Annotated in this window: 10 protein-coding genes; 3 read left to right on the top strand and 7 right to left on the bottom strand. The window is 67.8% G+C overall.

The genetic code is table 11. The features are described from left to right. Window positions 1-22 precede the first annotated feature (22 nt). A complete protein-coding gene (locus tag M3C25_RS12230; RefSeq protein WP_259800534.1) occupies window positions 23-775 on the bottom strand; it encodes a polyprenol monophosphomannose synthase in 753 nt (250 codons plus the stop codon). 76 nt (window positions 776-851) lie between these two features. Further along, window positions 852-1,832, bottom strand: a complete 981-nt coding sequence (locus M3C25_RS12225; protein WP_259856963.1) for an amidohydrolase family protein — start codon at window positions 1,830-1,832, stop codon at window positions 852-854. Window positions 1,833-1,909: 77 nt separating this feature from the next. Between M3C25_RS12225 and M3C25_RS12220 the strand changes: the two genes are divergently transcribed. Both M3C25_RS12220 and secA2 read left to right on the top strand, forming a co-directional pair. After that, on the top strand, window positions 1,910-3,670 hold the full coding sequence (locus M3C25_RS12220) for a 5'-3' exonuclease H3TH domain-containing protein (RefSeq protein ID WP_259856962.1): 1,761 nt from the start codon (window positions 1,910-1,912) through the stop codon (window positions 3,668-3,670). A gap of 97 nt (window positions 3,671-3,767) precedes the next feature. After that, complete coding sequence (gene secA2, locus M3C25_RS12215; RefSeq protein ID WP_259856960.1) at window positions 3,768-6,032, top strand: accessory Sec system translocase SecA2; 2,265 nt, start codon at window positions 3,768-3,770, stop codon at window positions 6,030-6,032. A gap of 56 nt (window positions 6,033-6,088) precedes the next feature. On the opposite strand, the gene M3C25_RS12210 is transcribed toward secA2, so the two are convergent. The 5 genes from M3C25_RS12210 to M3C25_RS12190 form a co-directional block, all read right to left on the bottom strand. After that, window positions 6,089-8,788, bottom strand: a complete 2,700-nt coding sequence (locus M3C25_RS12210; RefSeq protein WP_259856958.1) for a DEAD/DEAH box helicase — start codon at window positions 8,786-8,788, stop codon at window positions 6,089-6,091. A 96-nt stretch (window positions 8,789-8,884) separates the two neighbouring features. Then, window positions 8,885-9,706 (bottom strand): twin-arginine translocase subunit TatC, encoded by an 822-nt coding sequence (tatC, locus tag M3C25_RS12205; protein WP_311200221.1) that lies wholly within the window; start codon window positions 9,704-9,706, stop codon window positions 8,885-8,887. 8 nt (window positions 9,707-9,714) lie between these two features. After that, window positions 9,715-10,005 carry a Sec-independent protein translocase subunit TatA gene (gene tatA, locus M3C25_RS12200; protein WP_102160070.1) on the bottom strand — a complete coding sequence of 97 codons (291 nt, stop codon included), beginning with the start codon at window positions 10,003-10,005 and terminating at the stop codon, window positions 9,715-9,717. A 72-nt stretch (window positions 10,006-10,077) separates the two neighbouring features. After that, window positions 10,078-11,064, bottom strand: coding sequence for a helix-turn-helix transcriptional regulator (locus M3C25_RS12195; RefSeq protein ID WP_259856952.1), 987 nt, complete (start codon window positions 11,062-11,064; stop codon window positions 10,078-10,080). Then, window positions 11,045-12,109: a helix-turn-helix transcriptional regulator gene (locus M3C25_RS12190; RefSeq protein WP_259856950.1), complete on the bottom strand. Its 1,065-nt coding sequence runs from the start codon at window positions 12,107-12,109 to the stop codon at window positions 11,045-11,047. Before M3C25_RS12190 ends, M3C25_RS12195 begins: the two co-directional genes overlap by 20 nt. A gap of 39 nt (window positions 12,110-12,148) precedes the next feature. Between M3C25_RS12190 and M3C25_RS12185 the strand changes: the two genes are divergently transcribed. Then, a partial coding sequence (locus M3C25_RS12185) for a DUF3866 family protein (RefSeq protein ID WP_259856948.1) occupies window positions 12,149-13,278 on the top strand: 1,130 nt, incomplete at its 3' end.

Raw genomic sequence — 13,278 nt, 5'->3', positions numbered from 1 at the left:
CCGCCCTCTTTCTGTGTGCGTCTCAGGCCGCGCGCCCGTTGACTCTGCCGACGAGGTGGCGTGCCTGGGTGAGGCGGCGCTGGGCACCCCACTGGGCGACCCGGCCGACGGCCTCGCGGATGATGCTGCCGTGCATCTTCGACTCCCCGAGCTCGCGTTCGACGAACACGATCGGCACCTCGACGATCCTCAGGCCGGCCTCGTGGACGCGTTTGGTCATATCAATCTGGAAGCAGTAGCCCTGTGAGGCGATCTCGGCGAGATCGAGCTGTGCCAGGGTCTCGCGGCGATAGGCGCGGAAGCCTGCAGTGGCGTCCTTGACGCCCATGCCCATGAGCGCATCGACGTAGATGTTCGCCCCACGGGAGAGCACATGCCGGTTGCGCGGCCAGTTGACCACGGCACCACCGGGAACCCAGCGTGAGCCGATCGCCAGATCTGCCCCGCCGGCCACCGCATCAAGCAGCAGCGGCAAGTCCTTGCCGCGATGGGAGCCATCGGCGTCCATCTCGCAGATGACCTCATAGTCGCGTTCGAGTGCCCACTGGAAGCCGGCCACATATGCCGGGCCGAGCCCGGCCTTCTCCTTGCGGTGCAGGACGTTGACGCGCGGGTCCTCTGCTGCGCGCTCATCAGCCCAGCGGCCGGTGCCATCTGGAGAGTTGTCATCGGCGATGAGGACATCGACGTGTGGAGCGTAGGTGTGGATCGCTGCCAGGGTCACCGGCAGCGAATCGAGCTCGTTGTACGTCGGGATGACGATCAGTGTAGACATATGCACGGTTACACCCTAGAGGAGATTGGTGCGCGACTCATCAGGGCAACACGCCCCGAGTGGTTCGGGCAGGCGTTCAGGACGTCACTGCTGTGCCGTTGGCCCAGACCCTCAGCAGCTGCGGCAGTGCTGCATCGGAGCTGAGGTCGGGCAGCCCGGGTGTGCCCGAGCGCGGATCGGTGCTCCAGGCGGCCACGCGCGAATCGGCTGCCTGCACCAGCAGGCTCTCAACGGACCACACGCACGCGGTGGCCGCAGCCCCGGGCGCCAGCACTCCCCCGTCGAAGCTGCCCAGTGCCCGGTAGCCGAAGCGGGTGACGGCGTTGAATGCCGCCCGGGCCGAGACACCGTCAGCGGAGTCGTACACGGCTGCCCGCAGGGTCTGCCAGGGGTTCTCTGCCGTGAGCGCGAAGCTCACCTGGGCGCCGGCGGCCAGCAGCTGGGCCAGCGGCTGGCGGTGTCCCAGCGGGTCGACGGTGATGCCGAGGCCGGACTGGGCCAGCGCATCGATCGCCTCGGATGGGACGGCGACGTTGATGAGCAGCCGCCAGGCGTTGCGCTGCAGATGGGCGCGCACGCCGGTGTCGTCGAGGAGACCCAGGACCGCAGTGAGATCGGCTGCACTGTCGATGAGCACGAACTGCGCCCCATCCGGCAGAGCATCGGCGTCGAGCGCACTGGCGGGCAGAGCACCGAAGCCCTCCCCTGCTCCCCCGAGCTGATAGGCAGTCGTGACCAGCGCCTCGGGAGCGGAACTGGCGAACTCCTCCAGCTGCTCAGAGGTGCCGATGAGATGGGCGGCGGTCACACCTCGGGCCAGGAGTTGATCGCCGCTGGGCGCCGGCCGGGCAGCCTCCGGACGCAGGTCGACGGCCGCGGCGACGAGACCCGGGGTGACGAAGGCCCCGGCGAGATCGTGGTGCGCGCCCTCGAAGGCGCAGGCGGCCTCATCCGAACCGACCCAGGCGACGGTGTCACCGGTGAACATGATGGCGGTCGCGAAGGGATCGGCGCTGGAGTAGACATCAGCGTTGTACAGGATCGTCGAGTCAGTCACGCCGCCATTGTGTCACGACACCGGGCCGCTGCCCTTGCCGCCTGCCGCAGACCGGCTGCCGGGATAGAGTGAGGCGTGTGAAGGCTCCACTCATCATCCTCGACACACCGGCCCTGTACTACCGGGCGTTCTACGCGCTGCCGGACACGATCCGCTCACCGGGGGGCTTCCCGGTCAACGCCGTGCGCGGCGTCCTCGACACGATCGCCCAGCTGTCCGAGAACTGGTCCTCGACCCGGATCGTCGCCACTATGGACGCCGACTGGCGGCCGGCCTTCCGCACCGCGATCGTCCCGGAGTACAAGGCCCAGCGCATCGTCGACCAGGAGGCCGGCACGGAGACCCCGCCGGATCTCGAGGCGCAGCTGCCGCTGCTGCGCTCCTGCCTCATCGCCGCAGGCATTCCCGTCGCCGAGGTGGCGGGCACCGAGGCCGATGACGTCATCGCCTCGCTCATCGCCGCGACCGCCGAACCGGTCGTCATCGTCTCCCCCGACCGTGATCTGCTCGCCCTGCTCGATGACGCCGGGCGGGTGACCGTGTGCCGGCCGAAGAAGGGCGGGGCTTGGGAGCACGTCCGGGCAGCAGACCTGCCGGAGCTCTACGGTGTGCCCGATGGCCCGTCCTACCGGGCGCTGGCCGCGCTGCGCGGCGACCCGTCCGACGGGCTGCCCGGCGTGCCGGGCATCGGCGAGAAGACCGCCGCTAAGCTCATCGCCGGCTACGGCAGCCTCGATGCTGTCATCGCCGCAGCGCAGGCCGGGCAGAAGGACCACGGCCTGAGCCCCAAGCGCCAGGAGAACATCGTCGCCTCCGCCGAGGCGGTCCGCCGCGGACATCAGGTGATGACGTGTGCTGACGACCTCGACGTCGCTGCGTTCCTCGCGGCAGTCGAGACCGCAGAGGAGAAGCGGGATGCCGCGACCCTGCGCGAGCTGGCCGGCGAACACGGTTTCGAGCGCAGCGCCGAACGCCTCATCGCCGTGCTCGTTCCATCCGCGGCACCCGGTTCTGCCCCGGCCACGCCGGCAACAGCCGAACCAGCCTTACTGGAGGCAGACGATCCGGCCGCCTCAGCGGATCAGGGTGCCCTGTTCCCTGCACCGGAACCTGCGCAGCTGACATCGGGCTGGACCCGGTCGCCGGTGTGGGGCTTCGATCTGGAGACGACCGGCACCAACCCGCACACCGCCCGCATCGTCACCGCCGCACTCTGCGAGTTCCGCGACGGGGTTGAGACCAGCCGGCTCGAATGGCTGGCAGACGCCGGGGTCGAGATCCCCGCTGCAGCTGCCGGAGTCCACGGCATCTCCACCGACCACGTGCGCGCCCACGGCCGGCCGCTGGCAGAGGTGCTGCCGGAACTGCTCGAATGGTTCTCACGCATCCGCGATGACGGCGGGATCCTCGTCGGGCACAACATCGTCTACGATCTGACGATCCTCGAAGCCGAGACGATCCGGCTGGGCAGCCGGCAGCGTGCCTCCCAGCTGTGCCCGCCGGTTATCGACACCTTCGTCATCGACAAACAGGTCGACCCCTACCGGCGCGGCTCGCGCGTCCTCACCGCCTTGGCCGAGCACTGGAACGTCGAGCTCGACAACGCCCACGACGCGACCGCCGATGCGCTGGCCACCGTCGAGATCGCGCTGCGGATCGCCTCAGCCCACCCGGAGACGATCGGCACGCTCAGCGCCGCGGAGATCCACGCCGCCCAGATCGCCTGGAAGCGGGATCAATCAGCGAGCTTCGAAAGCTACCTGCGCCGCAAACGCGGCGATCAGAGCATCACCGTCAGCCGCGAATGGCCGTTCGAAACACCGCAGCTGCGCAGCTGAGCCGTGTTCGGGAACTGAGCACGTAGACTTTCCACAGCACGAACCCGCGGCGCCGGCAGCGGCGCCCCTCCCCGAGACGATTCTGAGGACGTGACACATGGGATTCCTCTCCCGCCTGCTCAACCGACCCGGTGCCCAAGCAGACAAGAGCATCGGCTGGCTCGAGAAGGCCTGGCCGCAGATCGACACCCTGGCCGAGGAGTACGCCGAACTCAGCGATGAGGACATCGCGGTGAAGGCCGCTGACATCTTCACCTCCGGATCGCGGCAGGAGCAGCTGCGCCAGTACGCATCCCTCGTGCGCGAAGCCGCCGACCGGGCACTCGACGAGCGGCCCTACAATTCCCAGATCCAGGGACTCATCGGCCTGCTTGACGGCTCGATCGTGCAGATGCTCACCGGTGAGGGCAAGACGCTCGTCGGTGCGATGGCCGCTGCCGGCTACGCGCTGCAGGGCCGCACCGTGCACGTCGTGTCCGTCAACGACTACCTCGCCGTGCGCGACCGCAACTGGATGAAGCCGCTGTTCGACCTCCTCGGCGTCGAATCGGCCAGCATCTCAGAAGCTGACAGCGATGGCACACGCCGCCGATCCTACCGCGCCGAAGTCGTCTACGGGGCGGTCACGGAGATCGGGTTCGACGTCCTGCGCGACCGGTTCATCGTCGATGACGATGAGATCCGCGTGCCCAGCCGCGACGTCGTCATCGTCGACGAAGCCGATTCGGTGCTCATCGACGAGGCCCGCGTGCCCCTCGTGCTCGCCGGCTCAACCGAGGTGCAGGACGCCGATGAGAAGATCGCCGCCCTCGTGACGAACCTCGAACCCGGTCTCCACTACGAGGTCAGCGACGACAAGCAGGCCGTCTCCCTCACCGACGCCGGCGTCGACCACATCGAAGAGCTCCTCGACGCCGACCTCTTCGGCGAGGACGCCCAGACGCTGGCGGCCATCAACCTCGCCCTCTACGCCGAGGCGCTCGTCAAGCGCGATGTCGACTATCTCATCGTCGACGGTCAGGTGAAGCTCATCTCCGGCTCCCGCGGACGTGTCGCCGATCTGCAACGCTGGCCCGATGGCCTGCAGGCGGCCGTCGAGGCCAAGGAGAAGCTCAAGACCACCGAATCCGGTGAGATCCTCGACCAGATGACCGTCGAGGAATTCATCCGCGGCTACGAGACCGTCTGCGGGATGACCGGCACCGCCCTGGCGGTCGGAGATGACCTGCGCGAGTTCTACGACCTGGAGATCGTCCCGGTCGAACCGCATGAGAAGGTCATCCGCGAAGACGAACCCGACCGGCTCTACACCTTCCAGGAATCCAAGGAGCGTGCGATCGTCGAGGAAGTCGACGAACAGCACGCCAACGGCCGGCCGATCCTCATCGGCACCCGCTCAGTCGCCGAATCCGAAAGCCTCGCCGAGCGGCTGCGCGAACGCGGGATCTCCTGCCAGGTGCTCAACGCCAAGGACGACTCCCGCGAAGCCGAGATCATCGCCGAGGCCGGCCGCAGCGGAGCGGTGACCGTGTCCACCCAGATGGCCGGTCGCGGCACCGATATCCGGCTAGCCGATGAGAAGGCCGTCGAAGCCGGCGGTCTGCTCGTCATCGGCGCTGGACGCTACCCGTCCTCGCGACTGGACGACCAGCTGCGCGGACGCGCCGGCCGGCAGGGCGATCCGGGCTCCTCGGTGTTCTTCACCAGCCTTGAGGACGAGCTCATGAGCCGGGTGCCCGAGGCCAAGCGCTTCGTCGAGGAAGGCGATGAGACCGGCCACATCGCCAACCGGCGCGCAGCCCAGCTCGTCGAACACGCCCAGCGCATGTCGGAAGGCCACAACACCGCCGTGCACCGCGATACGTGGCGGTTCAACCAGCTGATGAAGCAGCAGCGCGAGATCGTGCTCGGCAAGCGCGACCGGATCCGCAAGGAGCATTCGGGTGCCGACGAGCTGCGTGAGCGGCTGCCGGAGCAGACCGAGGCCTGGGATGAGAGGCTCGGCAGCGAGATCGTCAACGACGCACTGCGCGATGTGCTGCTCTTCCAGCTCGACCAGCGGTGGGTCGAGCACCTGGCCTACCTCAACGACCTGCGCGAGGGCATCCACCTGCGCACCCTGGCCAAGGAGCGCCCGCATGAGGCATTCAACACCGAATCGATCCAGGCCTTCGACACCTTCTGGCCCGATGTCCTCGACGCCGCGACCGAGGCGCTGGAGGATGCTGAGATCACCGCAGACGGCATCGACCTGCCCTCCCACGGCATGAAGCGCCCGTCATCGACGTGGACGTACCTCACGACAGAGTCGACGTTCGGCTCGGACATCGAAACCGTCGTCAAGCGCGCACGGGGACGCTGAACCCCAGCCTGACAGCACAGCGCCGCTTCGCCGAAGGGTGAGGCGGCGCTGTCATATCAGGAGTCGGCGACGACGCCGCGGCGGATCGCATCGGCAGCCCGGCGCACGGTCGGTTCGACCGCCGGTGGACAGACATCGGCGATCTGGCCGAGCATGTCGAGGGTCTGCTTGGCCCAGCGCACGAAGTCACCGGCTGCGACATCGCTGCCGGCCAGCGCGCCGCTGAGGTTCTTGCCCTCCGTCCAGCGGAAGATCGCCTGCACGAGCCCGAAGTCAGGTTCGGGTGTCGGCGGCAGCCGGAAGTCAGTCTCAAGCCGGAACAGGTCAGCCCACAGCCCGCGCAGCTCGCCGGCAGCGTCGTGCAGGCCGGCGGTCGGCATCGGGGGCATCCCCCAGCCGCCTTCGCGCCGGGACTGGTAGCACAGTGCTGAGGCCAGGCCTGCCGCCTCGGGTTCGGTCAGCTCATCCCACAGGCCTGCGCGCACGCTCATCGCCGCGAGCAGATCGCGCTCACCGTAGATGCGGCGCAGTATCCGCGAGTCATCGGGCAGGAAATGCAGCGCGGTGAGCACCGAGCACACCCGGTCGAAGACGTGGGCAATCGAAGAGGTGCGCCCGGAGATCTGCTTGCGCAGCTGAGCGGTCTCCTGCTGCAGCTTGAACAGCCGCTCGGCCCAGCGAGCATGGTTCTCCCGCTCCGGGCAGGAATGGCACGGGTGAGCGCGCAGCTGCTGGCGGACCTCGTCGATCTCAGCCTCACCGCTGCGCTGCGGACGGTGCTTGGTCTTGTGCTTGCCCTTCGGTGAGGTCAGCTGGCCGCGGTCGAAAGCCGCCTCCATCGTCTCGATGACCTGCCGGCGGGCGGCGACCTGCCGGTGGTTGAACTTCCGAGGCATGCGGATGTGGCCCAGCAGCTGAGCCGGTTCGGTCACCTCGTGCGGGCGCAGATGCCAGACCTTGCCGAAGCTTGTGAGGATCGTCGGCAGCCGGGACGTGCCGTCCTGGCTCTGCATCTCCTGGATGACAACAGCCGGTTCGGAGAACTTGTGCGACGGCAGCACGATGACGTCACCGGGTTGCAGTCCGGCCAGCGATTCGACGACGTCACGCTGCTTGACTTTCGAACGGTACCGGCTGGCCTTCTTCTCCATCGTCGACAGCGTCCGGCGCAGCTGCGCATAGGACATGAAGTCCCCGGCCTCGCACTCCATCGACCGTTCGTAGCCGGCCATGGCCTCTTCATTGCGGCGCAGCTTCTTCGCCAGACCCACCACACCGCGGTCGGCCTGGAACTGCGCGAACGAAGTCTCCAGCACCTTCGCGGCATCGTCCTTGGTCATCCGGGCCAGCAGGTTGGCAGCCATGTTGTACGTCGGGGTGAACTGGCTGCGCAGCGCATAGGTGCGCTTCGAGGCCAGCGACTGGATCTCCTCGGGCTCGATCGTCGGATGCCACACGACCACGGCATGGCCTTCGATGTCGATGCCGCGCCGCCCGGCCCGGCCGGTCAGCTGGGTGTACTCGCCTGGTGTGATCTGGACATGGGACTCGCCGTTGAACTTCGTCAGCTTCTCCAGCACCACGGTGCGGGCGGGCATGTTGATGCCCAGTGCCAGCGTTTCGGTGGCGAAGACGACGTGCAGGTGCCCGGCGGCGAAGAGCTCCTCGACGAGCTCCTTGAACTGCGGGATGAGCCCGGCGTGGTGGGCGGCGAACCCGTGGATCATGCCGGTGGCGAAGCTGTGGAAGCCGAGCACGCCGAGATCCTCTTGGGCCAGTTCGTCCTGCAGGTCCTCGAGCCGGGCGCGGATGTGGCGCTTCTGCGTCGAGGTGGTGAGGTCGAGACCGGCGGCCAGGCACTGTTCGACGGCGTCATCACAGGCGCTGCGGGAGAAGATGAAGTAGATCGCCGGCAGGAGCCGCTCATGCAGCAGTTCGCTGATGAGCGAGGTGCGCGACGGTCGGCGGAAGCGCATCTGCCGAGGGTTGCGGCGATCTCGGCGGCTGGTGGGCCGGCGAGTGAACTTCTGGGTCGCATACGTCAGGTCGCGGTTGAGCTTGTGCGCGTTCTTCTTGCCCGGGGCGAAGAGCGGGTAGAGATTCGTGCCGACAGCGACATGGTTGTACAGCGGCACCGGCCGGTGTTCGGAGACGATGACGTCGGTGTCGCCGCGCACCTCGGCCAGCCAGTCGCCGAACTCCTCGGCGTTCGACACGGTCGCCGACAGGCTCACGAGTGCCACGTGCATCGGCAGGTGGATGATGACCTCTTCCCACACCGGCCCGCGGAACCTGTCGCCGAGGTAGTGGACCTCGTCGAGGACGACGAAGCCGAGCTTCGACAGGTCGGTGCCGGAGTAGATCATGTTGCGCAGCACCTCGGTGGTCATGACGATGACCTTGGCGTCGCGGCGGATTGTCGTGTCTCCGGTGAGCAGTCCGACGTTGTCCTCGCCGTACTCCTCGCACAGCTCCTGGAACTTCTGGTTGCTCAGCGCTTTGATCGGGGTGGTGTAAAAGGCGCGCACACCGCGTTCGAAGGCCAGCCGCACAGCGAACTGGGCGACGACGGTCTTGCCGGCCCCGGTCGGGGCTGCCACGAGCACGGACTTGCCGGCCTGCAGCGACAGGCAGGCGGTCTGCTGGAAGTCATCGAGCTCGTAGTCGAGTTCAGCGGCATAGCGGCCAAGCGGTGAGCCTGCCTCTTTCACGCGTCGCTGGTGAGCGGCATAGGCTTCGGCAGGTGAGAGCTCCATATCTCACCAGTCTACCGCTTCAGAAGCGGCCCGGCTGGTGCAGGCTCGCCCGCAATCTGGGGGCTCAGGACGGTGCCGGGCAGCCGGACGAGCAGCTCAGACCTCGTCGAGTTCCGCCGGGTCGACCCAGGTGCCCTCGGCGATCATCCGCTTCTTGCGTTTGCGGTCATTGAGCAGGCAGATGACCCAGGCAAGGAAGAACATCAGCATCATCGGGATGACGAGGAAGAACATCGACAGCGCATCCGGTGATGGGGTTGCGATCGCCGCGAAGGCGAAGACGAGCACGACGATCCACCGCCACGAGCGGCGGATCGTGTCAGCCGACAGGATCCCGACGAGGTTGAGCCCGACCATGAGCACCGGCAGCACGAAGGCGATGCCGAAGACGACGATGATGAGCATGACGAAGGAGAAGTAATCCTGCGCGGGCACGAAGTTCGACGCGCCCATCGGCGTGAACGTCATGAGTGCGCGCACCGCATTGGGCAGGGCGAAGAACGCCAGGGCTGCGCCTGCGAAGAACAGCGGGACGGCTGCGGCGAGGAAGCCGAGTGCGTAGAGCTTCTCCTTCTTCGTCAGCCCGGGCATGATGAACGCCCACAGCTGGTAGAGCCACAGCGGGGTGGTGAGGATGATGCCGAGGAACAGCGAGACCTTGATCTTGAGATCGAACGGGGAGGCGACGCCAGCGAAGTTCAGGGTCGCGTCACGGCCGTCCTGTTCGGCGACCTGCCGGATCGGGGTCTGCAGGATGTCGAGGACCGGGTCGTAGAGGATCCAGCCGACGATCCCGCCGATCAGCAGACCGATGAGGCAGATGATGACCCGATTGCGGAGCTCGAGGAGATGCCCGCCCAGGGACATCCGCTTCTCGGGGTTCTGACGTCGGGGCAGACGTCTGGGAAGTTTCGCCACCGACGGCCTCAGAGGCGGTCGTCGTGCCGCGGCTCACCTTCGGTGCGGGGTTCGCCGATGCGCTCCTCTGCAGTCCTCTCGGCCCGGTGGGAGCCACCGGTGTCGGCGCGGCGCTGCGCGTCAGTGATCTCCTTGGCCTCGTCATCGGCGCTGTCATCGTCGCGGAGGTCCTTGACCTCGGATTTGAACACCTTCATCGACTTGCCGAGGTTCTTGGCCACCATCGGCAGCTTGGCAGCACCGAAGATGACGATGATGACAAGCACGAGGATGAGAAAGTGAACAGGGGTCGGGCGCATGGAGTCTCCTTTGCAATGACTGCCTCAATTGTAGTCCTTCCGGCCGGGTGCTTCACACCGCCGGATTGTGCACTACCCGGCAGCGCGGTGCGGCGGCGAGCTGATCTCCTCGTACGCGGCCTCCGACTGCCGCAGCGCCTCATAGGCGGCATCGACCGGGTCGAGGGCGATGACATGCCTGCCGTGGGCGAGCAGCCAGCGCACCAGCCAAGCCTGGTCGTAGACCGGCAGGGTGATCGTCACCGTGCCTGGACCATGAGTGTCATACCGTGTCTGGACCGGCAAGTCCTCCACCAAGCGGGCACCGGTGCTCGTGAGCGACATCGTCACCGTGCCCGAGGCGCCGGCCGGCTGTGTGCGCGAGGTTCCCTCCGCCTCGGGGGCGGTGGCATCGGCAGGGTCTGCCGGAGACGCGTGCTCCTGGGCGGGCACCGGGCGGATGCGGCGGATGTTGTCGAGGGCGAAGCTGCGCAGCCCGCCGGCGGTGTGGCAGTGGGCTTCGAGGTACCAGCGGCCCGACAGCCTCAGCGTCAACGGGTCGACGACCCGTTCGGTGAGTTCATCGCGGCTGGGCACATAGTAGGACAGCTGCAGGTCGTCGCCGCTGGCCAGGGCGTCCTCGACGACGCGTTTGACCTGCGGGTCGACCGGTGGGAGCACGATGTCGAAGCGCTGCCCGGACTCCCCCAGGCTGGCTGCGGCTGCGAGCTTGTCCTTCGCGCTCTCCACCGCCTCGGCATCGGGCGGATCGAGGGCGAGGATCGTCTCGAGTGCCAGTGTCAGGGTGCCGGCTTCGGCGCGTGAGAGGCGCACCGGGACGGAGACCTCCTCGGCGTTGGAGACGTAGATGCGGTCGTCCTCCCAGCTGGCTTCGATGAGGTCATCGGGCATGTGCCCGGGCCGGCCGGAGACGAAGAGCAGCTCCAGGTCGTCGATGAGCTCCTCGCGAGTGCAGCCGAATGCCTCGGCCACCTCATGAAGCTCAGCACCCGGATTCGCCGTCAGGTACGGGACCAGGCCGAGCAGCCTGCTGAGCCGGTCAGGTGTCGTCTGCGCCATTGTCATCCTCCTCCCCTGCGCCGGCGGGCGAACCCGGGCCGGACTCACCGGAGACCATTCCGGTGAGTGCCGAGATCGTCGCCTGCACATGCACGCGGTGGGCTGCGGCGAGCTCGCGCGGGCTCATGACCCGCACGCTGGGGCCGAACTCGGCCAGTGTCGTCGCGCACAGCTCCTCGTCTTCGTACTCCAGGCTGAAGGTGTCCCAGCCGCGGGCGGTGGTGCCGGTGTGGGTGCCTTCGCGGCGCAGCGGTTCGGCCCGGCCCGGGGCGATCGCGATGACCGCCTGCCTGCGGGTGCCGGCCTCCGGGCCGGGGTCGAAGTGGGCGGCGGCGTCGAAGCCGGCTGGGATCTCGTAGTCCCCGGCAGTGCGCCTGGGGGCCTTGCGGATCCGGCCCATGATGCGTGAGAGCCGGAAGGTGCGCACTGCCTTCCGGTCGACATCGCGGCCCATGAGGTAGACGCGGTTGCCGCGGGTCAGCAGCGCATAGGGCTCCAGGGTGCGAGTGGCGGTCTCGCCGCTGGTCTTGCGGTAGGAGAAGCGCACCGGCAGGCGTTCGCTTGTGACGCTGATGGCGGTGGCGACATCCCCGGGCCAGAACTCCGGGGACGGGGTGACCGACGCCTCGGGGCCGGTGGCCGGCTGACTGAGCTCGGTGCCGAGGCCGGTGAGCTTGTAGCGGGCGCGTTCGGCCTGCCCGGCCGCCGGTGAGGAGCGCCACCAGTCGGCAGCGACCGACAGCGCAGCGGCTTCGGCAGGGGTGAAGTCGATGGCCGGCAGCTCGTAGTCCTCGTTGGTGATCCGGTAGCCGTAGACGGTGTCGGTCGAGCCGATGTCGGTCCAGTTCGTCGTCGAGATCTCGATCCCCAGCTCGCGCAGCGCGTCCTTGTCGCGGGAGAACATCCGGTCGAAGGCCTCGTCGCTCAGGTCGTGATAGCCGCTGATCTTGCGCCGCAGCGTGTCGCGATCGACCCAGCCGGAGGCGGCACGCAGGGCGATGAGCAGGTTGAGCAGCCGCTCGGTGGCCTGGCGTATCTGGTTCACGCTTCTAAGCTACTACGTTTGCCCGGTACGGTTAAGCACATGATCCATTGGCGTGAAGGAACCGTCTGCGAGGTCACCAAGACCTGGCCGGGCGTCCACCAGACCCGTGTCGAACTCACCGCACCGCTGCCCGGCCTCGAGGACGGCGACCAGGTCATCAGCGCAATCGCCTACACCGACATCGTTGGCATACCGGCGGCCGGTGACCGGGTGCTCGTCAACGTCTCGGCGCTGGCCCGCAGGCTGGGCACCGGCGGTTTCGGGCTCATCGTCGCCCTGCCGGAGAACCTGCCGGCCGATCCCCCGCCGCAGCCAGGCCACATGGTCAAGGACCGCTACACGCCGCTGCAGACGATGGTGCTTGGCGTCGACGACCAGGAATCCGAGCACCACACCACGATCCGCGACACCGCCTCGCTTTCCGGCCTGCCGGTCATCGTCGCCGATCTGCACTCGGCGCTGCCAGCGATCCTCGCCGGCATCCAGGCCACCGCGCCCGAGGCGCGGGTCGCCTATGTCATGACCGACGGGGCTGCCCTGCCGCTGTCGTTCTCCCGCTCGGTCGCTGAGCTGCGTGAGCGCGGCTGGCTGGCTGCCACGATCTCAGTCGGGCAGGCCTACGGCGGGGACTATGAGGCGGTGACGATCCATTCGGCGCTGCTGGCCGCCGCCGAGGTGGCCCGCGCCGATGTCGTCATCGTCTCCCAGGGCCCGGGCAACCTCGGCACCGGCACCCCGTACGGGTTCACCGGCATGATGGTCGCCGATCATCTCAATGCCGCAGCGTTCCTCGGCGGGCTGCCGATCGCCGTGGCGCGCATGTCGAATGCGGACGCCCGCGGCCGCCACTACGGCATCTCCCATCACACACTCACCGCTGTCGGAATGACGGCCAACCCCGGCTGCCTCGTCCCGCTGCCGGATCTCACACAGCTGAGCGACGAGGAGGTGACGGCGGCGATCGGCGCTGATGGTGCCGATCCGCGTGCGGTCATCGACACGGTCGATTCCCAGCTGCCCGAGCTTGCTCGCCATGACATCGAGTGGGTCGACCCGCGGGGTCTGCTGGGTGAATTGCAGCAGGTGCCCGTGCGGCTGTCGACGATGGGACGGGGTCTGTCTGAGGACCCGGTGTCCTTCATCGCCGCTGCTGCGGCGGGCACCTGTGC

It is taken from the genome of Brevibacterium luteolum (assembly GCF_025147615.1).
GTDB classification, from domain to species: Bacteria; Actinomycetota; Actinomycetes; order Actinomycetales; family Brevibacteriaceae; genus Brevibacterium; species Brevibacterium luteolum.
This window is presented reverse-complemented; position numbering and strand designations above follow the sequence as displayed.